This window comes from Paenibacillus sp. GQ49, assembly GCF_059759055.1.
This window is the reverse complement of the sequence record NZ_JCAXEL010000021.1, coordinates 97,945-120,764: the sequence shown is the minus strand read 5'-3', so window position 1 is coordinate 120,764 and position 22,820 is coordinate 97,945. Positions and strand designations below refer to the sequence as shown.

The 22,820-nt window shown below is 44.4% G+C and carries 24 protein-coding genes; 9 read left to right on the top strand and 15 right to left on the bottom strand.

The genetic code is table 11. The features are described from left to right. Positions 1-255 precede the first annotated feature (255 nt). Positions 256-921, bottom strand: coding sequence for a type 1 glutamine amidotransferase family protein (locus AC6CIF_RS26685; RefSeq protein ID WP_498202167.1), 666 nt, complete (start codon positions 919-921; stop codon positions 256-258). A gap of 596 nt (positions 922-1,517) precedes the next feature. On the opposite strand from AC6CIF_RS26685, the gene AC6CIF_RS26680 reads away from it, so the two are divergent. Then, the gene (locus AC6CIF_RS26680; RefSeq protein WP_498202166.1) at positions 1,518-2,336 is read left to right on the top strand and encodes a hypothetical protein; all 819 of its coding nucleotides are present in this window, start codon (positions 1,518-1,520) and stop codon (positions 2,334-2,336) included. A 108-nt stretch (positions 2,337-2,444) separates the two neighbouring features. Here AC6CIF_RS26680 and AC6CIF_RS26675 read toward each other — a convergent pair whose 3' ends face one another. Then, positions 2,445-3,980: a replication initiation and membrane attachment family protein gene (locus AC6CIF_RS26675; protein WP_074096359.1), complete on the bottom strand. Its 1,536-nt coding sequence runs from the start codon at positions 3,978-3,980 to the stop codon at positions 2,445-2,447. Positions 3,981-4,365: 385 nt separating this feature from the next. Further along, positions 4,366-4,659, bottom strand: a complete 294-nt coding sequence (locus tag AC6CIF_RS26670) for a YuiB family protein (protein ID WP_036673352.1) — start codon at positions 4,657-4,659, stop codon at positions 4,366-4,368. A gap of 274 nt (positions 4,660-4,933) precedes the next feature. Between AC6CIF_RS26670 and hemQ the strand changes: the two genes are divergently transcribed. Next, entirely contained in the window at positions 4,934-5,680 is a 747-nt protein-coding gene (gene hemQ / locus AC6CIF_RS26665) for a hydrogen peroxide-dependent heme synthase (RefSeq protein ID WP_036605768.1), read from the top strand. Between the two features lie 152 nt (positions 5,681-5,832). Here the strand turns inward: hemQ and AC6CIF_RS26660 are convergent, their stop codons facing one another. Beyond that, positions 5,833-6,087 carry a hypothetical protein gene (locus AC6CIF_RS26660; RefSeq protein ID WP_498202165.1) on the bottom strand — a complete coding sequence of 85 codons (255 nt, stop codon included), beginning with the start codon at positions 6,085-6,087 and terminating at the stop codon, positions 5,833-5,835. Beyond that, positions 6,084-7,277 (bottom strand): NAD(P)/FAD-dependent oxidoreductase, encoded by a 1,194-nt coding sequence (locus tag AC6CIF_RS26655; protein WP_036605766.1) that lies wholly within the window; start codon positions 7,275-7,277, stop codon positions 6,084-6,086. The genes AC6CIF_RS26660 and AC6CIF_RS26655 overlap by 4 nt, the downstream gene beginning before the upstream one ends. Positions 7,278-7,931: 654 nt before the next feature. Here AC6CIF_RS26655 and AC6CIF_RS26650 point away from each other — a divergent pair. Both AC6CIF_RS26650 and AC6CIF_RS26645 read left to right on the top strand, forming a co-directional pair. Continuing rightward, entirely contained in the window at positions 7,932-8,906 is a 975-nt protein-coding gene (locus AC6CIF_RS26650; RefSeq protein WP_207765610.1) for an NAD(P)/FAD-dependent oxidoreductase, read from the top strand. 76 nt (positions 8,907-8,982) lie between these two features. Then, entirely contained in the window at positions 8,983-9,234 is a 252-nt protein-coding gene (locus tag AC6CIF_RS26645) for a hypothetical protein (RefSeq protein WP_237177751.1), read from the top strand. A 21-nt stretch (positions 9,235-9,255) separates the two neighbouring features. Here the strand turns inward: AC6CIF_RS26645 and AC6CIF_RS26640 are convergent, their stop codons facing one another. Both AC6CIF_RS26640 and AC6CIF_RS26635 read right to left on the bottom strand, forming a co-directional pair. Further along, a complete protein-coding gene (locus AC6CIF_RS26640; protein WP_017692430.1) occupies positions 9,256-9,399 on the bottom strand; it encodes a sporulation histidine kinase inhibitor Sda in 144 nt (47 codons plus the stop codon). Positions 9,400-9,754: 355 nt separating this feature from the next. Continuing rightward, a complete protein-coding gene (locus tag AC6CIF_RS26635; RefSeq protein WP_498202164.1) occupies positions 9,755-10,414 on the bottom strand; it encodes a YheC/YheD family protein in 660 nt (219 codons plus the stop codon). A 238-nt stretch (positions 10,415-10,652) separates the two neighbouring features. Between AC6CIF_RS26635 and AC6CIF_RS26630 the strand changes: the two genes are divergently transcribed. Together AC6CIF_RS26630 and AC6CIF_RS26625 are read left to right on the top strand one after the other, a co-directional pair. After that, positions 10,653-10,907, top strand: a complete 255-nt coding sequence (locus tag AC6CIF_RS26630) for a hypothetical protein (protein ID WP_017692428.1) — start codon at positions 10,653-10,655, stop codon at positions 10,905-10,907. 26 nt (positions 10,908-10,933) lie between these two features. Further along, on the top strand, positions 10,934-12,463 hold the full coding sequence (locus AC6CIF_RS26625; RefSeq protein WP_498202163.1) for a Ppx/GppA phosphatase family protein: 1,530 nt from the start codon (positions 10,934-10,936) through the stop codon (positions 12,461-12,463). Here AC6CIF_RS26625 and ppk1 read toward each other — a convergent pair. Beyond that, a complete protein-coding gene (ppk1, locus tag AC6CIF_RS26620) occupies positions 12,423-14,504 on the bottom strand; it encodes a polyphosphate kinase 1 (RefSeq protein ID WP_498202162.1) in 2,082 nt (693 codons plus the stop codon). The genes AC6CIF_RS26625 and ppk1 overlap by 41 nt on opposite strands. A gap of 248 nt (positions 14,505-14,752) precedes the next feature. Here ppk1 and AC6CIF_RS26615 point away from each other — a divergent pair, with 248 nt between their 5' ends. From AC6CIF_RS26615 to AC6CIF_RS26605, 3 genes are all read left to right on the top strand, one after another. Next, positions 14,753-14,980 carry a hypothetical protein gene (locus AC6CIF_RS26615; RefSeq protein ID WP_017692425.1) on the top strand — a complete coding sequence of 76 codons (228 nt, stop codon included), beginning with the start codon at positions 14,753-14,755 and terminating at the stop codon, positions 14,978-14,980. Positions 14,981-15,328: 348 nt separating this feature from the next. Continuing rightward, positions 15,329-16,378, top strand: a complete 1,050-nt coding sequence (locus AC6CIF_RS26610; protein ID WP_221821025.1) for a glycoside hydrolase family 53 protein — start codon at positions 15,329-15,331, stop codon at positions 16,376-16,378. Positions 16,379-17,125: 747 nt separating this feature from the next. Next, positions 17,126-17,581 (top strand): hypothetical protein, encoded by a 456-nt coding sequence (locus tag AC6CIF_RS26605; RefSeq protein ID WP_498202161.1) that lies wholly within the window; start codon positions 17,126-17,128, stop codon positions 17,579-17,581. 9 nt (positions 17,582-17,590) lie between these two features. Here AC6CIF_RS26605 and AC6CIF_RS26600 read toward each other — a convergent pair whose 3' ends face one another. From AC6CIF_RS26600 to AC6CIF_RS26570, 7 genes are all read right to left on the bottom strand, one after another. Beyond that, a complete protein-coding gene (locus tag AC6CIF_RS26600; protein WP_498202160.1) occupies positions 17,591-17,932 on the bottom strand; it encodes a hypothetical protein in 342 nt (113 codons plus the stop codon). Between the two features lie 193 nt (positions 17,933-18,125). Next, complete coding sequence (rarD, locus tag AC6CIF_RS26595; RefSeq protein ID WP_498202159.1) at positions 18,126-19,004, bottom strand: EamA family transporter RarD; 879 nt, start codon at positions 19,002-19,004, stop codon at positions 18,126-18,128. A gap of 150 nt (positions 19,005-19,154) precedes the next feature. After that, positions 19,155-19,733 (bottom strand): hypothetical protein, encoded by a 579-nt coding sequence (locus tag AC6CIF_RS26590; RefSeq protein ID WP_498202158.1) that lies wholly within the window; start codon positions 19,731-19,733, stop codon positions 19,155-19,157. A 134-nt stretch (positions 19,734-19,867) separates the two neighbouring features. Then, entirely contained in the window at positions 19,868-20,104 is a 237-nt protein-coding gene (locus AC6CIF_RS26585; RefSeq protein ID WP_498202157.1) for a hypothetical protein, read from the bottom strand. A gap of 256 nt (positions 20,105-20,360) precedes the next feature. Next, positions 20,361-20,726, bottom strand: a complete 366-nt coding sequence (locus tag AC6CIF_RS26580) for a hypothetical protein (protein WP_498202156.1) — start codon at positions 20,724-20,726, stop codon at positions 20,361-20,363. A 285-nt stretch (positions 20,727-21,011) separates the two neighbouring features. Next, a complete protein-coding gene (locus AC6CIF_RS26575) occupies positions 21,012-21,653 on the bottom strand; it encodes an NAD(P)-dependent oxidoreductase (protein WP_498202171.1) in 642 nt (213 codons plus the stop codon). A gap of 224 nt (positions 21,654-21,877) precedes the next feature. Continuing rightward, on the bottom strand, positions 21,878-22,234 hold the full coding sequence (locus tag AC6CIF_RS26570) for a HesB/IscA family protein (protein WP_074096375.1): 357 nt from the start codon (positions 22,232-22,234) through the stop codon (positions 21,878-21,880). Between the last annotated feature and the right edge of the window lie 586 nt (positions 22,235-22,820).

Genomic DNA, 22,820 nt, shown 5'->3' with positions numbered 1-22,820 from the left:
CTTAATAAGGAGCTCATCATCCTAATATAATTTTTCGAGTTCGTTAGCATTTTTGCAACGATCCCTATTGTCAGTCCGCTAGTTGAAATAAGTAACTGATCACTCTGATACCCTGCCGACTTTAGGTCCTAGGAATATTAAGATTGCATCTATTTACAAACTCATAGAAAGGAGACCTGAGATAATTCGCCTATTAGCCATGATTTTATACATCAAAAGGAATTACTTATGTAAGGTCACAACCACTCACCCTAATTAGAGCGTCTCAACCAACTTCTGAATCTTTGAGTGGGAAATTAAATATACAGGGCCCATTGTTTCTATGTTGCCGTCCTTTACACGTATAGCGCTCTCCTGTTCTGCCGCATAAACATCAATCTCTTCAGACAAGGGGGACAGGTAACCTTGAACAAACGTGGCGTAGTCGCGTTGAGAATGAGATTCGTAGGCAAAATGATCAAAACCAATACCATTATAAATAGTACTTGTTTCAACTTCATCAGTGTTATTCAAGCTTAACCATTTTGCAGCCATGTTTAACGCACCGGCGCTGGCACCCATTATAATGGCATTGCTATTCTTAATCGCATTCGATAATTCATAATCCGCCAAAAAATCGTTCTGCAGAACAGGATATCCGCCACATAAAAAAATGACAGAAGCGTTCCGAATGAATCGCTGAGCATCTTCTTTCTGCATACGGTAATCAATGAAATGATATTCATCAAAAATAATGTTAGCCTGATTCAACCAGGTCCATTCAGAAATATCATCCATGTTAATTTGCTCATCTGTATAACCAGACGGGTCAGCACTAATCATAACAAGCGATTTTCTGTCTTGTATATCCTCCTGCAAACAATGGACCAGCTTCTCAGGAAAAAAATGATTAAACCAACTGAAATAGTAGTGAGTTTTCAAACTTAATTACCTCCATATGTATTATTTACATTCATCCATAGATCATAGGATTCATAGACAACCTCTTTTTATATGCATTATACAAAATAATCCAATTAATTGATAGTACATTTAACATAACTATAACCACGTTAAAAAAAGCCCGGTTCTTCCCCCGGGCAACATACATTTTTGTATGGGTTACTTACTTATAAACTCTACCATCTTCTGATGCAATTCCTTCTCGGAACATTGAAAGATACCATTAAAATCCTGAGGGTCACGGATCAATTTGTTTAAATGGTCTATTCCATATTGTTGAACAACAAACTCCACAAATAGGAACGAAAACTGAAAACCCTTCATCGTTTCGAAATCCCAGGTATCATTATCTAATTGTTCGAACGTTGGGATCTCTAAATTGTGAATAGCCTCTTCTGTTGTACCTTCAATAAAGTCGTCCTGAGGATATACTTCAATCGTTACTTTTCGCGCTGTATGATAATTCTCTACGATTTCATATCTTTACAAATGAGTAATGATAAGCAAAGATTGGAGTAGTTTCTGGAGGGAATCACCTCATGTAACCGACTTCCCAAAATGAAGGAGAGATAATAATGAAATACACCAATGTTTTATTATCAAGCCTCATTGTTTTAGGTAGCTTAAGCACGTTATCAACTGCATCATCTTCGTTTCATACTTCTGATAAAATAGCACACATTGCTGCTAAATCAACTTCTGTGAACTCTTCGACATACCAGAGTATACCTAAGTTTGAAAAAACAATAGGCTCAAACAAAATTATCTGGAAAGGTGACGACATCACGATAACCGCGAACACCTTAAAGCAAGATGCTGCTGCTGATTTTGAGCAAAACATCATTGACACCATTGTAGTTACTCATGGTAAAGAAAAGCACATCCTACAAACGGGAGGTTTTGAAGTTAAATTATTGGATATAACTAGTGTTGCTGAATCTCCATCGAATGAATGGATTGCTATCCAAGTAGAAAAAAGTGCCGGCAGCAACCTCATTCTCGTGAACCTTAAAACAGGAAAATACACAATTTTAAACGAACGTCTTGAAAAAGCAGGTAAACAAAATGCAGAAACCATTTCATCATATAATTGGTCACCAAAAGAAGACATCATTGCATTTTCTTATGGAAATACGGAGAAAAGCACGTTAGCAATATACGACACTAAGAAAGACAGTGTTGTTTATCTTCCTCGGGCAACCAACTATATTAGCACAGGTCTAATATTATGGCATAAGAACGGAAAAAGTATTGATTATATTAGTGAGTATCCTTCAGATCAATGGATTCTTTTCAGATACAATACAGGAAGCAAAAAAGTTAAGCCTGTAAAAAAAATGACACAAAAAGAATTTCAGCAGTGGTTTAAATTAGGTAAATATCCTGCAAAATAATAAAAAAAATGATTGGACGGAAAATACGTTTCTTTCGTTCAACTTATATAGCAAAAAGGCGAGTCTCCATTAATCGGGGGACTCGCCTTTTTGCTATATAATAAATATTTAAGAAGTTCCTTTTTGCTTACTCGCCTGCATCTGCTGTGCAAACCGCATCATCTCTTCGAACTCTTCCTCGGATACGGCGTCTCCATCGGTGCTTATGTCTTGTACAATCGGAATTTCGGGCTTGGCTTTGGTTCCTTTGCCGTATGTACGGGTACGGGTTCCAGCTGCACCAGCAGCCTGTTTGCCTTTGACCTTGGCCTGATCACGAATATATTGAACAGCTTTCTCATATGAGTTCACCTGCTTGAGCAGCATGTTGGAGGCGATCGCCTCAACGAAGTTACGATTAATTCGCTGCTCTCCGCCGGATACAAGCAATGCCATCAAATAATGAATCAATACATTGATGACTTCACCAGGCAACTTGTAACTCAGATCAATTTTCTCAAATATATCGATGAGATTGTCCGGTACTGCGCCCGGGAAAAATGTCTGCAACAGACGCGTATACGGCTCATTACGCAACATCATATTATATTGATGAATATCACACTTGGTCATAAATTGCGGAGGCACTTCGACGTAGTATTCCATCTGTACCCCATGCTCCACAGGTGGTTCACCAGAGTCCTCTTTCCGTTCAGGCTCCTCCATATGCTGTCTCAGTGCCACGACCTTGGCTGCCTGTACAGTCTGTTGTTCATGACGCTTCTTCGTCTGTCTGAACTGCATGCTCGCCTTATGCTGGAGATCATCCAGAATCAGCTGGCCCTGCGGACTGAAGATATCATCTTCGTCCAGCAGACGGCATACATCCTGCACACTGAGGTTAAACTTGTTCACTACATAATTTACAATGCCCAGTTGTTCATGATCGAACCGCAATTGTTCTACATGACGACGATTGACCGACTCCCGCGGGAAACGCAAAATAATGTCGGCATAGTTCAAACTGTTTTCTTCCGCTGCATCGTTCGTGCCTGTCCGCTGGGCCGTAGTTGATACTTCCGACAAAGCCTGCTCCAACTCGTAATCAATCACATGGGTATTCAATTCAAATATATCGTAAAAGGGTACGGAAATATTCTCTTTATTGGCTGCCGGATAAGGTGCGTCCCCATTTTCCACTGCCGAGAAACCGGAACGCAGGGAAAGGACTGCGAATTTACCAATCTTGTCACGAAGCAGCAGTGTCAAATGCTGTGTCCGGAAAAACTCTGCCGGAGAGAGCGGCGGTTGCAGCTCATATTCGTAGATGTAATCATCATTTTCCGGTATATATAACCGTGAAGTCTGAAGTAGCCCCACTGCCTCAAGCTTGGATGTCTGCTCTAACATATATTTGCGCCCCTTCTCACTTGGCTCCAAGCCAAGCGTCATGAACAGCCTCCGTTGCTGTTCAAGCGGCGAATAACCGACCTGTTCACCGGGAAGATGCTGAAACAACAGCCGATACAAGCCAACCGCAAAAGCACCTACCATGGGCTGATATGCTCCTGTAAGCATACGGTCATCCAGGGCGCTAAGTCCAAACTCCCTGTATACGCAGTAGCGATGATGTTCAGTATAATGGTGCAGATTCTTCATGCGCATAGCCTGATCTCCTTCTCCCCAAAAGTATGTTTATCTATTCTATCATAAATGTCTGATCCTCAAATGCTCAAAAACAGGTAAAAAGATGGCCTGTTCTCGCTCCGTTTCGTCCTAGGTCGACATCATTCACGTTTTCGCCGAATTCAGTAAATTTCTAAAATAAAAATGTCGAGAGCCGCTAGAATACTATAAAAGCTGTAGCTGCAGAATACAAGGGAATATCTAAAGAGAATGTTCTCCAGATGTATATGAAGTACAAGTGTACAATAATCCTTCTAATATAAATGAATAGCAAAAAAGCCTTCCCTTTGTACTCGTAAGCGTTTACGACAAAGACAAGACTTTCACGCGATTACAGTGGCATGTGTTACCTCTTTCCAACAATCTAAAACATTCTGTACCCACCCAAACGCAACTTCTGGATCGTCCAGCCACTGATTATCGCACCAGCCAGTCCAGCGATGCCCGTCATATAGTCTACAAGCTGGAAAGAACCCAGATGTGACATCAGAGACGACGACTGATCCCATAGAGAGTACACAACAATAGGCAGAATTACAATAATGAACAGATAGGAAGGAAACCAGGTTGTCTTCATCAGCATGTTCAGAATGAAACCGATACCAAACATCATAACGAAAAATAATACCATCAATACCAACACAGGTATAAATTGCATCGGGCGACATTCACCTCTTCTTTCACACATTCAGGTTTCACTTCTGGATAGTAGTTAGTGTACCGCAAAAAATGTGGCGAAGCAACGAACTTTCTGGACAAATTTCCCTATATTTATACTCTGTTCATTTGCCCTTCTGCTTCATGTTGGGATACAATGTAAACGATAAAGCAATCACCCGTCCCTTATAGTGCGTGTTCAAAATCAAAAGCGGACTTTTTGAACAACCCCTTATAGGGATTTGGAAATATACCTTGCAGGAGGAACACAACCAATGAACGAAGCCGCATCAACACTGGAGGGCTGGTATGCCCTGCATGATTTTCGCTCGATTAACTGGGCCGCCTGGAAAGCAGCAGATGATGAAGAACGCGCTGTAGCACTGGACGAGCTTCAGGAATTCTGGAAAGAATGGAAAGAAGTCGAGGATTCATCCAAAGGAAGTACAGTTGTGTATACGGTTGTAGGTCAAAAAGCAGACCTCGTCATGATGCACCTGCGTGAAACGCTGGAAGATCTGAAGGCTGTTGAGAACGCGTTTAACAAAACGATGTTTGCCCAATACACAACGAAGTCGTATTCCTACGTCAGTGTAGTGGAACTGAGCAACTACCTTGGCAAAGAAGGCGAAGACCCGATGCAGAATCCGGATATTATCGCCCGTCTGAAACCTGTTCTGCCACAACGGCAATACATCTGCTTCTATCCGATGAACAAAAAACGTGAGCTGAATGACAACTGGTACATGCTGTCCATGGACGAGCGCCGCACCATGATGCGTAGTCACGGCATGATTGGCCGCAGCTATGCGGGTAAAGTAAAACAGATCATTACCGGCTCTGTCGGTTTCGACGATTGGGAATGGGGCGTAACGCTGTTTGCGGATGATGCACTTCAGTTCAAGAAACTCGTCTATGAGATGCGTTTCGATGAAGTTAGCGCCCGTTATGGCGAATTCGGTTCGTTCTATGTGGGAAGTCTGTTGAACGAAGGAACACTGGAAGACATGCTTAAGCTGTAAACATAATGCAAAGCACAATAAAGCACCGCGACATCTCCTGTAAAGGATTTTGTCTGCGGTGCTTTTTCTCATTCATGTACGTGTGGATAACCAAGTCGGATGATGATCCATTTTGCAGTTGTTCACTCTATTTTATAAGCCTCTGTTAATTCTTAATCCTCGTCCTCTTCATCTACCACTTTCAGCGATTCGAGGAACTCGGCTGTGGCCCGGTCACGGTCACGACCCTTCTCTTTAAGCCGCTCAATCGCGGGCAAAATGAGAATATCCACTTCTTTCTGCACGATATAGGCCAGATCATATTGATCCTGTTCCTCGAGATAACCACCGACCTGCATCAGGGCGTTGTATCGATCCAGTTCCTCACGCGTTAATAGTCCCCTGACCTGAACACTGCAATGTCTCATCCAAAAAACCGCCCTTTCTTCAGGACTAGCGGAATACCACCAATGATGAACAGATAACGCAGATCAACCAGCTTCTTCAACTGAGCCGCTTTCCAGCCCTTGTATTTCTTGCCGCCTACAACGGCAATGGCTTCACCTTTACCCAATGATGCAACCGTGCCTTTGCTCGTAAATACAAAAGGTTGTGGCTGTTTCTTGCGAATGGATGCCACGACGTTCTTGGCGCAGTTCACACCCTGCTGCATCGCAATCTGGGCTGTTGGCGGATAAGGCCGTCCTTCCGCGTTGAAGACAAGTGAATTATCACCAATGACATAGACATGCTCATGCCCCGGAGCACGCAAGTAGTCATCTACTTTCACACGTCCTCGCATCACTTCAAGACCTGCCTGTTCAAGCAGTGAGTTACCGCGAATACCGCCGGTCCATACGACTGTAGCCGCATCGAGCTTTTCACCTTCACCCACAATAACCCCGTCCGGGAGACATTGCTTGATTGGAACACCAATTTTGAAAGTAACGCCCTTCTTCTTGAGCACATTCATCGCATGTTCTACCAATTCCGGGTCAAATCCAGGCAAGGCCGAAGGCGCTGCCTCTACATTATAGATGTGCACATGTTTTGGGTTCACGTCGAACTCCTTGCACAGCTGTGGAATACGATCTGCGAGTTCAGCTACGAATTCAACACCACTGAAACCCGCTCCACCTACGACAAACCGAATACGATTTCGTTTGTTATCGTTTTTGTACATCGCAAATTGATATTCGATGTGTTCTCGAATCAGTCTGACCGAGTTAATACTGCGGATTGTCATCGCGTGATCGAGCATCCCCGGAATACCGAAGGTCTCAGGCTCACCGCCTAGTCCAATAATCAGATAATCATAGGATAACGTACCGTCCTCCAGAATAATCTTCCGATCCTGCAGACGAATCTCCTTCACGGAAGACTTGACCAAATCAATCTTGAACTCATCAATCAGCTTCGAAATAGGCACTCTTGCATGCTCAATGGTATCCGTGCCGGCTGCCGGCATATGTAGATGTGTAGTAATATAATGATAATCATGCCGATTCACCAGTGTGACGTCGGCCTCGTTATAGTTCAATTCCTTCTGCAGCCGCTGGGCTGTCAGAATCCCGCCATAGCCCGCGCCGAGGATGACGATTTTGGGAATACTGCTCATGTCTATACCCCTTCCGGTTTCACTTGCATCAGCCCGATCTTGGGTGAGATGCAAAATGCACATACTTACAAATATTGATGAGGTCTTGCCCATTATGACGACAAATGTTAACTTCGCGAATTTATTTAAACGTTTGCATCAATTTCATAACTCACTAAAAATGGATTTTATGAAACTAGATATCGACGTATCGAACCGTTTTGATCTATATCTAGACTTGATTGAAGCAACTAAAGGGTTTATGAAATTGATACGTTTGCACGCAAGTTATCGTTTCAAGTTGTGAAATTAACCACAAGATTCTACAAAACACGGAATCTGTCTTCATATTACATATTGACTCTAAATTAGACAAAAAAACACATAGTACAGGTCAAGGATATCTGTATTTCTAGTAAAGATCAAGGTTTTTTTTGTTATTTTTCATAACCTTTCATTTCCAATTTCATCCTATTCTCATCTGATCTTCATCAATTGTTCCCAGTTTCGTGACGCCGCTAACTTTGCAACCCTGAATACACCGTTTATAATAGGAAAGACAGTTCAGCACCCATGCCGGTTACGATACGTAGCCTGCACATTCTTTCTGTTAACTACCTATTAAAATATGAAAGGTGTTGTTGATTCTTGACTGCACAAAATTCCAGTCATGATATGACTGATTTACTTATTATCGGTGGAGGCCCTGCGGGTCTGTTCGCCGCGTTTTATGGTGGGATGCGTCAGGCATCCGTTACACTGGTTGAAAGTATGCCACAGCTTGGCGGACAACTTGCCGCTCTTTACCCGGAGAAATACATCTATGATGTAGCCGGATTCCCGAAAGTAACGGCTCAGGAACTGGTGAATAACCTGGTTGAGCAAATGAATCATTTTAACCCGAACATTCGCCTTGAAGAAAAGGTTGTATCGGTGGAGAAAAAGGATGAGCAACATTTCGTCGTGAAGACGGATGAGAATGAATATCATGCCAAAGCCGTCATTATTACAGCTGGTGTAGGTGCATTCGAACCACGTCGCCTGGAGCTTGAAGGTGCTGCCAAGTTCGAGAAGAGCAACCTGCACTACTTCATCAGTGATCTGAATGCCTTCGCTGGCAAAAAGGTACTGATCAGTGGTGGCGGTGATTCCGCGGTAGACTGGGCACTCATGCTGGAGCCTATCGCTGAGCAAGTGACGCTGATCCATCGCCGGGACAAGTTCCGTGCACATGAGCACAGTGTCGAAAACCTGATGAATTCCAAGGTGAATGTTGTTACACCGACCGAAATCACGGAACTTCATGGAGATGACACCATTACCAAGGTAACCCTTTCCCATGTGAAAACCAAAGAAACTCAAGAAATCGAAGTAGATGACGTGATCGTTAACTTCGGATTTGTCTCTTCTCTCGGACCGATTGCCGAGTGGGGTATCGAAATTGACAGCAACTCCATCGTCGTTGATTCCCGCATGGAAACATCTATTCCAGGAATCTTCGCTGCCGGAGATATCACAACATATCCGGGTAAACTGAAGCTGATCGCTGTCGGATTCGGCGAAGCTCCAACAGCCGTCAACAATGCGAAGGTATACTTCGATCCGGATGCCAAATTGTCCCCAGGACACAGCAGTAACATGAAACGCTAGTTTTGCTGAAATAACATATATTGATACAAAAAAGGGTATCTTACTCCTGAATGAATTCATATCAGGAGGGATACCCTTGTCTTATATATGCCCGCTGTGTAACGGTCTGGTTGTACCGGAGCAGGCTTGCCCCCACTGCCTTCAGGGACTGTTAGAATGCGGCAAATTGGATGATTACACCGGACCATACAGCCCCTACGTATTCCAACCTTCCTCTGACATGGCAGACGAAGTCGAAAACGTTTGCAATCATGTGATGTACTGTCACCATTGTCAGACGAGCACGCCATGGCCTGTCTCACTATGGGACTTGTCCGGAAACCTGTAACATTGCCTGCAATGAGGATCTCTAGTGAAGAATGGCAGATACGTCGGTACCCAGTTTGCGCTTATGGATTTCTGCCAACAGCAGTGCGATGAAATCTCGTTCGAGATTCAACTCAATCGCTTTATGGTAGGAATCCAACAACATCTCATCGGATAACATAGCCATTTCCCGCCACAACCTTTCCTTTTTTTTCCTCAAAACTATCATATCAGAGATTCATATAGAGAACAAGCGTTCTTGTTATCCACAATAATATGTGGAAATCCTGTGCATAGTTTGTTGATAAATGGAAAAAATGTAGAGTAATCAACGTGTATAGTGTGGACAATATTTATGCACAGGAAGTTTGTACTACTGTCAGAACGTTTATCAGCGTATTTTTTTTGGAATAAATTCATAGTTTCAAGACTTGTTGCGAGTAAATTACCCGGTAATGTAAAATTTCAAACGGTTTTCATACCGTTTTCTTCTATATATTATCGGTTTTTCTTGGATTTTCTTGAGCTTTCCCATTCATTTTCTATTGGGGTCTGGTATTCACTTCCAAAATCCAGATCTTGCCTGAATAATCCAGTCCATAATCAAAGCCAAGCTGACCTACACCAGGGAACTGACGTTCCATAATGTACGTGCATGTCAGTGTAAGTGAACGCATCTCCCGGCGTTTGTGCCGACCAGATATATGAGGCAGGGATAAACCAAGGGCTCTCCTTCCAGATAACATGGTGCCACCCTTGCTCAGATTCGTCACACAGAGTCCTGGACGAGCGAGTCGTCCTACCAAAGAACGAAATACCCAGCCTCGTTCGGTTTTGACAACTTTGACTCTGTAATCAACAGGTCTCCCTTCAATCGTTGCCAGATGAATGCCTTGCTGGATCAAGTACCTGCGTCTGGCCTTCACACGCACCAGAGAGCGATACATCTGGCTGAAACTGGCGAAAGAACGGGTCGTTTTCATATGGGTGTATCGATAAGCCCCAGCGCTCGCCGATACCCGGATGACACCGTAACCTCCGCCTCCTACAATAGGTTTGACATACACCATTCCATAACGACTGAGCATTTGCAGCAGATTACCCGAGTTGAATGCCTTGGTCTGTGGGATATGGACAGCCGCTACCGGGTATTTCATCAGAGCCGCTGTCTTCCGCCATTTGCTTGCAAGTTGTCTCGACATGGGTTGATCTCCTTCCTTGAAACAATAGTCCTTCCTTATACATACTCAACAGAAGCCTTGCTTTCTTGGATGTCTGTCCACGGCAAAGGCCCCTTTTCCATGTAACCTGTCCCAGGGGTGATGGCGGAAACGGGAACAAGCGCCCGGTTTGCTTTTCAAACAAGTCAATCTGTCGTATGCTACTAAGGAATGGCTTGGAAGGGCTTAAATATGAGGATCTAAGGAGCGTTCAGAACAAATGGAAGCATTTTTCAAATCACTTTATGGCGTAGCCTATTTTGCAATGTCGATCGTTCTGGTAGCCGTTACGGTACTTCTCTTTGTCACAGGTATTCGACTGTTTATGCAAAAGCGTAATCGCGGCTTTGCCGTGAGTTGTCTTATATTTGCCTGTTTCATCGTTTTTATCATTGTTGTTATGTTAACTACGCCCTTCTCTGCCACACCGCCGGGTTCACCGGAAGCCATGGCTGCCCTTCTTCACTTCGGGTAGTTGAACCTCTGTAGAAGGAGATGCTTATGACACGTACTAATGAAACCTTAGGAATTATTGATATCGGCTCGAACTCCATTCGTCTAGTTATCTATGAACTGGACCAGGACGAAGCCTATCGCATCATTCATGAAGACAAATACGCTGCTCGTCTAAGCAGCGTTGTTGAGTCCGATGGAACCATTCTGCGCCATTCTCTGGATAAAGCCATCACCATCTTGAGTCAATTCAAAGCGACCTGTGAAGCGTATCAGACCAAACTGATTCGCGCAGCAGCTACCGCAGCTATTCGTAATGCAAGCAATGTCCTGGAGATTATTGAATGGCTGGAGACAGAGACGGGGCTTACCATTGAATGTGTATCGGGAGATCGGGAGGCCTATTATGGGTTCCTTGGTGTCACTCAATCCATTGATCTGGCAGACGGTTACGTCGTGGATATTGGAGGCGGCAGCACAGAGATCACGGTCTTTCGGGATCGGAAAAGGTTACATAGCATCTCCCTCCCTATTGGTGCTGTGAATTCACATGCCCGTTACGGGGGCGAAGATCAATGGACCGAGGAAAATGCAAATGCATTATGCAACGAAGTCATTGAGGCTCTCCGCGGACAAGATTGGATTCGTGAGCATCCTGGTCTGCCACTCATCGGACTTGGCGGCACAATGCGTACACTCGCCAAAGTGGAACAGAAGCGTACCCAGTATTCTTTGCCTGTCAGCCATCATTATGAGATCAGTGAGGAAGCGATGGAGAACATCGCTCGCTCTTTGCCTCATCTCACCTCAGCACAGCGCAAAAAGGTACCTGGGCTCGCCAAAGATCGCGCAGACATCATTGTGCCCGGCGTACTGATCCTGCGGACCGTATTCCAGTTAATACAAGGAGATCGTTATGTGGTTAGTGGTGCGGGTCTAAGAGACGGGTTGTTGCGTGATTACATGGCTGGAGGTCAGCCGGTCGTTCCAGACGCGCTGAAGGACAGTATCCGCAACTTTATCCATTTTGGTCCGCCTATTCCAGAGAAACGTCTGCAACGGATTCATCAGGATATGGTTACCCTGTATACGGCATTACAAGGTACTCCTCCTGATCAATCAGATTCTCGAATCCTGTATGCGTCCTCCATGCTGCACATGGCAGGTAAGCAGATTAACTATTTCCGTTATACACAGCACTCGGCCTATTGGATTATGAATTCGAGCATTTATGGACTTTCTCATCGGGAGACCATTCTAAGTGCCAGTGCAGCTGATTATCATCCCAAAAAAAGAACGCCCCAGCTGCTGAATAAGCACCGGGACATTCTGAAAAACTCGGATGAGCGGCATGCTCATCGTTTAGGCTCTCTGCTGCGCGTAGCTGAAGCCATCAATCGATCCGAGAGCATCGCTGCGATTGAAGCAACAAAAGAAAACGACTCGCTGCAGGTGCAATTCACCTGTACAGCTGAGCCGTTACTGGAACTTGATGGCCTGGAAGAGGCCGTCAAGGATCTGAAGGAAGCCTGGGGAGTTACGTTAACGCACTCCATTCAGCAGGCTTCCAAGGGATAATACCCATGGCCTCCGTCTGACTTCTCAACGGGGGCTTTTCATTTTCTACAAATACATAATTGCCACCAGGCATAAGTTGTCTGGCTTTGACATTATCCATAAGGGATAGATTAAGGATATCCACTAGCATCTTTTTCAGCTCTGGATCGAATACAGGACACATCAGTTCAATTCTTCGATTCAGGTTACGTGTCATCCAGTCTGCACTGGAGATGAATACATCGGGGTTGCCGCTATTTTCAAAATAAAACAACCGGGAATGCTCCAGAAAACGATCCACAATGCTAATGACCCGAATATTCTCACTGAGCCCCTCTACCCCCGGACGCAGACAACATACACCACGCACAATCAGATCGATCTGCACGCCGGCTTGAGAAGCCTCGTACAATTCATCAATCATTTCCTGATGGGATAAGGAGTTGATCTTGGCAATGATTCTGGAAGGTTTGCCTTTCAGCGCATGCTCTGTTTCTCTACGAATCAGTGCAAACAGCTCATCCTTCATACCATCTGGAGCTACGCGGAACGCCTGCAATGCCTTCGGACCGGAGTATCCGGTAATCTCATTGAACAATTCGGATGCATCTTCCCCAATAATCGGATTGGAGGTGAACAGTCCCACGTCCGTATAAACTTTGGCTGTACTCTCATTATAGTTACCGGTTCCTACATGAACATAACGTCTCAGCCCCTGCTGCTCCCTGCGTACGACAAGAATGATTTTGGCATGGGTCTTCAGTCCAACCAGTCCATATACCACGTGACAACCGGCTTTCTCCAGCTTACGCGCCCAAGCAATGTTGCGTTCTTCATCAAACCGGGCTTTCAGTTCCACCACCACAGTGACCTGCTTACCACTCTCAGCGGCAAGTGCAAGTGCCGGAATAAGGCGTGAATCGCCATTGACCCGATATAATGTCATCTTGATGGCCAGAACTCTTGGATCTTCCGAAGCCTCCAAAATAAAATCAGTAACCGGTTCAAACGACTCGTACGGATGATGCACCAGTACATCCCGTTTGCGCAGCAACTCGAAATGACTTTCTCTTGGCAGGAACTCCAGTGGATAGACAGGCTTCACCGGACTGTATTTCAGATGTGAGAAACCTTCCAAACTATCTACGAATCCAGCCAGAAAACTCAGATCGAGTGGCCCATCAATTTCGTACACCGGATCCTGGATATCGAATTCATCCTGCAATTCGAGCAAGGCATCCGGACGAAAATCCTTGCAGACCTCCAGTCGTACAGGAGCTCCTCGGCGTCTGCGTCGCAATTCCTTTTCAATCGCCTCAAGCAGATCTTCCGCTTCTTCTTCATTAATGAACAGATCCGCATTACGGGTCACACGGAATTCCTGCGCAGCAAGCGAGATATAACCGCTGAAGAGCGTGTGGATATGATGTTTGATAAGGTCTTCAATCAGGATGAATGTTTTCTTTTTGCTATTCGCCCGAATGGGAGCCTGAACCATCCGCGGTAGATTGGAAGGCACCTGAACAATAGCCATAAACGGCTCGCCCTCTTGTTCTCCTTCCTTCTGCAGCATCACGGACAGATAGACAGACTTGTTGTGTACCAGTGGGAACGGACGACTCTGGTCAATCGCCATCGGTGTGAGTACCGGAAAAATAATTTCATGAAAGTACTGGTCCATTGCGCGCTGCTGTGTCACATTAAGATCTGTATATTCCTGAATGTTTACGCCCTTCTTGGCGAGTAGACGAATAAGTTCACGATAGGTTCTATACTGCTCGATGACCATGGTCCCGATTCGTTTGATCAATCTGCGATACAATCCCGAAGGCGTGTATCCTGTAAAATCTTTTTGCGTGAATCCGGCCTTGATCTTCTCTTTTGTCTCCGCCACCCTTACACTGACGAACTCGTCCAGATTACTAGCGACAATGCCGAGAAATCTCATGCGTTCCAGCAGAGGCGTTGTTGGATCCTGGGCCTCCTGAAGTACGCGCCGATTAAATTCAACCCAACTCAAATCACGATTAACGTAGTTGCCTGTTTTGACGTCTCTATGCATGTATGGCCTCCGAATGTGTTGCATATCTATTCTTGGTTAGAAGTTCTTCTATAATTGTACTATTCGTAATCAACATCAAGCGTCAGCGCAGTGTAAACGCTACGTAAAATTTATGTAAATGATACCTCATGGCCGCAACTTTTTCCATCCCTTTACAAAGGTCAATAGACAGAGTAAAGTGAAGTACAGTGTGATTTGGTCCGGTTGCTTGTTCTTAATCCAAATATAAGAGATTAAAGGAGTATATAATGAAATCCAACAAACCTAGAACGTTACAAAAAAATATAGAATTTTTTACGGCTGCACTATCCCAATGTATGGTGAGCGCATGGCAGGAAGACCCGGCTGGCGTCTACTGTGAAGTGGGTTGCGGCATCGTCGAGCGGATTAGTGAAGACAGCGTACGTATCCGAAACAATGACGGAACGAAGAGCCATTATGCACGAGATATCACGATGTTCCAAACCGAAAAATAATTTTGCGTAAATACGTAAAAAAGACTAGCTTTCCCAAACAAGGTGTTGTATACTCTTGCCACAAGGAAAGGAGGTGCGTCAACATTTCTAATGTCATGTTGAACGTGTCCCTTACCCGATCCACTAGCTCAAATTAAATGAGTCTGGTGGAGGCGCGGGATACGGATCAATGTTTCAAAAAGCGCCACGGGTAGAAAAGCCGTCTTCGGACGGCTTTTTGTTTTGTCTTTTTTCTGTAGAGAGGTTGAGAAAACACCCAAAATATTGGAAATGGACCCTTTAGTAGAGCCAACCAAGATGGCTATAATTAGGATGCAACTCAACCTAAATCCGAGGAGGCATCTTGTAATGTTCAAAAATGTAAGGGGTTTCAAGACATCCATCATGTTGGCTTTTGTTTTGTTATTCACCTCCATCATGTTGCCCGCAGGTCAGCATGCCAGCGCAGCACCAAGTTTCGCCAAAGGAGCCGACATCAGTTGGGTTCCCGGAATGGAAGCCCAAGGTTACAAATGGAAAGATAAAAACGGGGTACAGCGCGACATCATTGATATTTTGAAAAAAGACTATCAAATCAACTCCGTTCGCATTCGGGTATTCGTTAATCCTTCGAATGATTATGGGAACGGTTACATGAATAAGGATCGTGCGGCTGCACTCGCACAACGTGCCAAGAATGCTGGCATGAGTGTAATGCTTACCCTGCACTATAGCGATTCCTGGGCAGACCCTGGGCAACAAACCAAACCTGCTGCCTGGAAAAACTATACGTTCCAACAGCTCATGGATGCGGTATGGAACCACACTCGTGATGTGATGACGGCGATGCAAAGTAAAGGCGTTACCCCTGACTGGGTTCAGATTGGTAATGAAACAAGCAACGGCATGTTATGGGAAGATGGCAAAGCATCCACCAACATGAAAAACTATGCGTGGCTGGTGAATACAGGCCATAACGCAGTGAAATCCCTGAGCAGCGGCACCAAAACCATTGTGCATCTGGCAGGTGGGGATGATAACGCCCTCTATGTATGGAATATTGGTGGTCTGATTAATAACGGAGCTAACTTCGACATGATCGCCATGTCCCTCTATCCTTCAGCTTCCGGCTGGAATACCGCTGTTACAAATACGGTAAACAACGCCAAGGATATGATCAACCGTTATGGCAAAGAGATCATCATCTCCGAAATTGGCATGGACAATAACCAGGCAGCCGCCGGTAAAAGTTTTGTTGCTGCGATGAAAAACCAAATTCGCAATCTGCCAAATGGCAAAGGTAAAGGTGTATTCTACTGGGAGCCTCAGGCTACACCAGGATACAACGGCGGCTACGGCAAAGGCGCATGGCAGTCCAATATGATGCCAACTGTTGTCATGGAAGGATTTATTGACTAGAACACGGAGAGGTTAGAAGTTTGGATGGGAGCAGTGGTGGCGTTCCGGTGGCGGATCGTTCTTATGATCGCTGTTATCCCCAGATTTTTATGAATTCCCCTGATAAGGGGAAAATCCGGGGATAAAGGCGAACGCTTCGCTTCTTCAGAATCGATTCCGCCCCCTCCACTACGTTGCTGCTCCTTGAGACACTTCTAAAACCGTGGGTAGTCAAATGGTAAGTAGTAAAGTAAAACAAGAGCTTGAGGCGCTGTTCCCGGGGGGATTAGCGCCTTTTGGCGATGAAGTGCGTTAAGGGCTAGCATGGTGGGCGTTCCGGTGGCGGATCGTTCTTATGATCGCTGTTATCCCCAGATTTTTATGAATTCCCCTTATAGGGGGAAAATCCGGGGATAAAGGCGAACGCTCCGCTTCTTCAGAATCGATTCCGCCCCCTCCACTACGTTGCTGCTCCTTGAGACACTTCTAAAACCGTGGGTAGTCAAAGGGTAAGTAGTAAAGTAAAACAAGAGCTTGAGGCGCTGTTCCCGGGGGGATTAGCGCCTTTTGGCGATGAAGTGCATTGAGGGGGCAGCGTGGTCGGCGTTCCGGGGGCGGATCGGGCACTCCTAAAGCGTGTTGCAATCAATCGAGGAGGGGTGCATCACTCGGGCTGGAGACTGATGTTCTTTTGGCTTACATATGAATATAATAAGTTTATTGAGATAACACATAGGATCAACTTCTAATAGGAGAGGAGGCATAAGGATGAGTTTTTTAAAAGGGTTCGGTCAGTTAGCTGGGGAAGTTACCGGGAAAGTGTTGGGCGGCAGCGTGAGGGTTGTTGGTGAAATTGCGGGAAGCCCCTTTATCAAAGAAATCGGAAACGGCGTAGAGAAAGCCACGATTAATACAGGCAAAACCGTTGGACAACTGGCTAGCGGGACATATGATCTTGCCAGTGGTGCAATTCGAAAAGATGATACCGCCATAGACGCGGGGCTTGCCGATATTGGAGGTGCTGTAACCAATACTGCAAAAGGTGTAGCGATATCAGCCAAATATGTATATAACAGCGGTAAAGATGTTTTTGTGGGCATGAAAGAGGAAGATAAGGACAGGGTGAAGCTTGGTGCCAAGAATCTTTTAGCTGCTGCTGCGGTAACAACACTCGCTGTCGGTGTCATTGATGCAGTTGATGGGGCTGAAGGTGTAGATACGTAGGGATTTGGATTAGATCACCAAAAACACAACAACTGAAGAAATACAGCCTAGCAGGGCAACCAAAATATGGAGACAACTAAATGAGATTTTTTCAAGTAAAATCCGTTGTCTCTTCTGAATTAAACACGAGTAGATGAACACCGTTATCACAACGGGCAGATATAAATGAGGATCCGGACCATCCGTACTCGGTAATAGTTTATTAATATATCCACCTATCGTCTCGTTGACCATCATGAACCCATATATACTACCGATTATTGCTGAAACTGCAAACTGAAATAGTATCTGAACTACAGCATTCTTTACAAAGAATGGTTCACGTTTGCGGTAACGGTCATTAACCATCATATATCTGTCGCCTCCTCGTTTTTCGATCACTCTTTTTGGTTACTATTTTTGATTACTACTCCTGTATTTTACCATAACGTTGATCAGCCTTCCTTTTTAGTTTTTATCGACCTATCGCTCCCCCACAAACAAAAAATTGCCCTCTCCACCTCATTGGCAGAAAGGGCATTTATAACGATTAAGATACCTCTGTTCAGCTTACCTTAGCGATTCTCGTAGCACGCATCGATGCGGCAGCGTATACGATAAGCGCTGTCCAGATCAGCGCAAAACCAACGAGCAGAACTGGCGAGACCGTTTCCTTGAACACAAACACACTCAGGATCAGCATAATTGTTGGCCCAATATACTGTACAAAGCCGAGTGTGGACAACGACATTCGAGCAGCCGCCCGTGCAAAGAATAAAAGCGGCAGGGCCGTCACCACACCGGAAAGCAGCAGTTCGAAGAACATCGGTGCAGGCAACGTCCATGCCGTTGCTTTTCCTACAGCGGCCAAGTAGATCCAGTAGCCGAGTGCGACGGGCAGAACTACAGCTGTCTCCGAAAATAAGCCCACTGAAGCGTCTTGCTTGATCTTCTTCTTCGCTAGACCGTACAAGCCAAATGACACGGCCAATGAGATCGCAACCCATGGGAAACGTCCGTAGTCGATGGCGATGATAAGCACCGCGACACCAGCGATGGCAATCGCGAGCCACTGTCCACGGTTTGGCTTTTCATGAAGGAAGACAACTGCCAGTAACACGTTCAGCAACGGGTTCAAATAATAGCCCAGACTTGTCTCAACGACATGACCGTTATTAACCGCCCAGATGAAGATAAGCCAGTTAATAGCAATTAGCAGCCCACTCGCGGTAAGGGACAGCAGGGTCGAACGACTGGTCAGAATGCGCTTCATGTCACTCCAACGACGTTGGACGGCAACGAAAATCCCCATAAAGACAAATGACCAGACAACCCGGTGCGATAAAATCTCGCCTGCCGGTACATTTTCAAACAACTTCCAATACAGCGGGAGAACTCCCCACATGATATACGCAATGATCGCGTTGATTAATCCGCTATTCATAACTGTATCCCCTCTTATTGCTCTGATATCTCAACGGATTATACGCCTCGATCCTCATTAAAGTAAAGGGGGTAATAGGTCATACAGGAATCCATGCCTCGTTCAAATGACTTTTTCTTTGAGCAAAATTCCCCGTTTAGCGCTACCAAATTATGCTTTGCGCTTTTTCTTTCTTACTCTCATAAAAAGGATAAAAATCACCGCAAATACGACTACACCTATGATATATAAATCAATATCTTGCTCAAACATAAACCACATTTTGTGTTCTAAGTTTACTTGTTGTTTTGGTGGATATCCTTCCCCGAATAGTTCAGTTGCTTGATTAATATTGTTCATTTCGATGGTTGAACTGCACGGACTACTGCTTATCTCGCCATCCACTTCGCTAAAGTATATTAAGTATTTGTTACCTTCCTTAAAATCAAACCCCCATGTGAAGTTGGTTGCAATAATGACTTGAGAGTCAACATCAGTATTCCAACTCCTCTCAACTTCCACTAAAATATATCTAATTTTCTCTTTGGTCCCCGTAAATCCCTCTTGCTTCAAGTCGACCTTTACTTGCTTTACTTCACCATAAACAGCTCCATCATATATTTCTAACTCTTCTTGGGGGCTTCCCGATACAGCACATGACAAAGCGCTAACATCTTGTGCATTTGAGATAAAAAACACGCTAGATATAAAAAATATAAACGTGAATATACGAAGCTTCAGTTTTTCCACCTTCTTCTCATAACGTTATTTCGTACATCTTTATTGACCTGTTTAACAGGAAAAATGTTGCATTTTCCCTTGCCGTTAGGTGAATGAACAAAGAAGCAACCCATCAGACACAGTTGGTTGCTCCACTTGGCTTTTTAAGTTCCGTATTTCTTTTTCCATTCTTCACTCCATTTTTGAAAACTTTTTCCCGCTACTTCTTCCAATGTTTTTCCATCCAACGAATATGGTGCCCCATCCATTGCTGCATTTGGGAAGGATGTCCCCCCTATAACTTTGCCTTCACAAAGTAATATTGAAACTTTGGATTTACTATCGTCAAACGTTCCCAGAGGATGGTTTGTTACTGTAAAGCTATATACCGATATTTCCATCCCGAAATACTGTTCGGGTTCTACTTTTTGAACCCCCCATGTCTGTCTATATGGTATCGTTTCCGTTATCCCATAGAGTAGTTTGTCTTTGTGCAGTAGTTTATTCATTTTTTGACGATTAGTTTATTAAAATAGTTTCACTATTCTACCGTTACATTAACAAAAAAGCAGCCGACCCTGATGATCAACTGCCGAATGGTGTTCATTTCAGTAACGTTTCATGGTAGCGTCACATTTGATCCTATTTTGGTTACTTTTACTCTCCTCCAACACGAAACACACCGATTACGGTTTCACCATCCTTGTCATACAGTGGTATATCACGACCTTCTGGTGATCTGCTGTTCTGCATTGCAATAGCTTCTTCAGGTGTTTTTGGTAGCTCGCCTTCCATGTCTTTTTTCAGCAGATATCCTTCTGTACCATCCACACCCATAGCCAAGATTAAATCAGGTTCCGTTTCTGGAGAAGTCGCATATGCGGCAGAACCATATGTCTGTCCATTCTTATTTTTCGGATAAAGAGAAGTGATGTGAAATTGATTCATCGTATTTTTAACGTTTGTATATTGGGATAACCCTGAACCACTCGATACACTAATCATCAAAACCACAGAGATCAATAATATAACTCCTTTAGAATACATCTTCAGAACTGTTCACTCCCTTATACTTTTGAAATCGAAGAAATTCCAATGAAGAGAAGATGGTTTTCACCTAATCACATTTCCTTCCCATCTTTAGAATAATATAACATAGATTCAAAGGAGTAGTTGGAAGTTGAACTATAATCATCTAATCTGTCTAACGTTATTGCAGAACTTCCCTCTTCAATAACATAAAAAAACAGACACCGATCTGTGGAGATCAGCGTCCGTTTGTATGTTCCATATTATCATTTAAAAATGTTACTTCACTTCGCCAACAACGGTAAAGCGCTCGTTTTTGTGTTGTGGATTCTCGATCTCATCAACCAAAGCAATCGCATAGTCTGCATAGCTGATGTAGCTGTTGCCTTCGCTATTCACGAGAATAACGTCGTTGCCTGCTTGATATTTGCCGGTGCGTACGCCTTCTGGATTAAAGAATCCAGCCGGGCTCAAGAATGTCCATTGAATACCTGAAGATGCTTGCAGATCCTGCAAGTTTTGGCCTTGGTTCGTTGCAGTTGCTTTGTAAGCATCCGGGAATCCTGGGGATTCAAAGACACGCAATGTTTTGGACTCGTCTGTGAACAAGCTTCCTGCTCCACCCACCACGATCAGACGAGTGTTTGGTGCATCTTTCAGGATGTTGATCAACGCTTGTCCTACTTCCACATGCAGGTTTTCTTTACCCGCTGGGGCACCAAATGCATTTACAACCACATCAAACGCTTTAAGATCTTCAGTTGTAAGATCAAATACATCTTTCTCCAGCGTATTCAGGCTTTTATCTTCCAATTTGGATGCATTACGAACGATTGCCGTTACTTTATGCCCTCTGTCTGCTGCTTCTTTCAAAATTACACTTCCTGCTTTGCCTGTTGCACCAATGATTGCAATGTTCATCATGATCTCTCCTTTGTAATTATCGATATTGTTTATGTTTGAATTTTATATTGTAACTATATATGTTACAACTAAGTTTGTCAACCATGCACAATCAGTACACGCAAAAAAGCCCCTGATATCATGCCCGTGCTAAACGGATACAATTCAGAGGCTATCTATTAAAGGGATTGCAAACTGCTTATTTAAAACAAGATTGGGAAACCGCTGTACAACTCAGTTTCTTAACAATCCTTATCAGGCACACCCGCATCTTCCTTCGTACGGAAAGAAGATCCACAGCCACAAGTGGCTACCGCGTTCGGATTATGGATAGTGAAACCACCCGTCATACCGGACTCTTCAAAATCAATTTCGAGACCATCCAGATACTTCAGGTTTTCCTTCTCGACTACAACCTTCATGTTCTGAATATCCATATACAGGTCCTCATCGGACTCTTTATCGTCAAAGCCCATGGCGTACGAAAATCCGGTGCAACCGCCCGGTGCTACGCCAAGACGCAGGAACATACCAGGTGTCTCTTGCTGTGCAAGCATTTCTTTCAATCTGTCAGCAGCCGTTTCGCTGATGTTAATCATGCCAGGTCACTCTCCTTTTTCATATAAAATCATGTTCAAAAAGGGCGCTTTTCAGTACCAAGAAGATGGGATGAAGATAGAAATGGAGTAGCGGAGCGTAGGCAAAACTACGTGAGCAACGGACATTTCGGCTGAATCCCATATTCGATGCTGAGATGCCGCTAGGCATCCTTCGTAATCAAAAGCGTACTTTTTGAACAACCTTTCATTAACTCTTCTTTAAATTATACTCCACCCCGTCAAGGGTCTCAAGTCATGTTTGCCTCTTTCCGCGTTCCCCCTCTACTCCTTTTTCTTCCCAGTGTATTGAACCCCCGCGACACGAGGTTTATAATGAATAGGTGGTCGCTCTGAAATGTCGATATTTTGCCATGACTTATTCAGGTGACGATCATATATAGAGTTGTAATTTTTTTCACATTTCGAGACTGTCCGCAGTCCCCAATGCATATAGAGTCACAAGACTCACTTTAATGAAAAAATTAGCTTTACGTACGCAGCACACGCTGCACCGGGTAAATAAGAGTTAGTCCATATAAGAAGGCGGCAGTTGACCGCATCTTTGCTATGTAGTTCTGTATGCAGA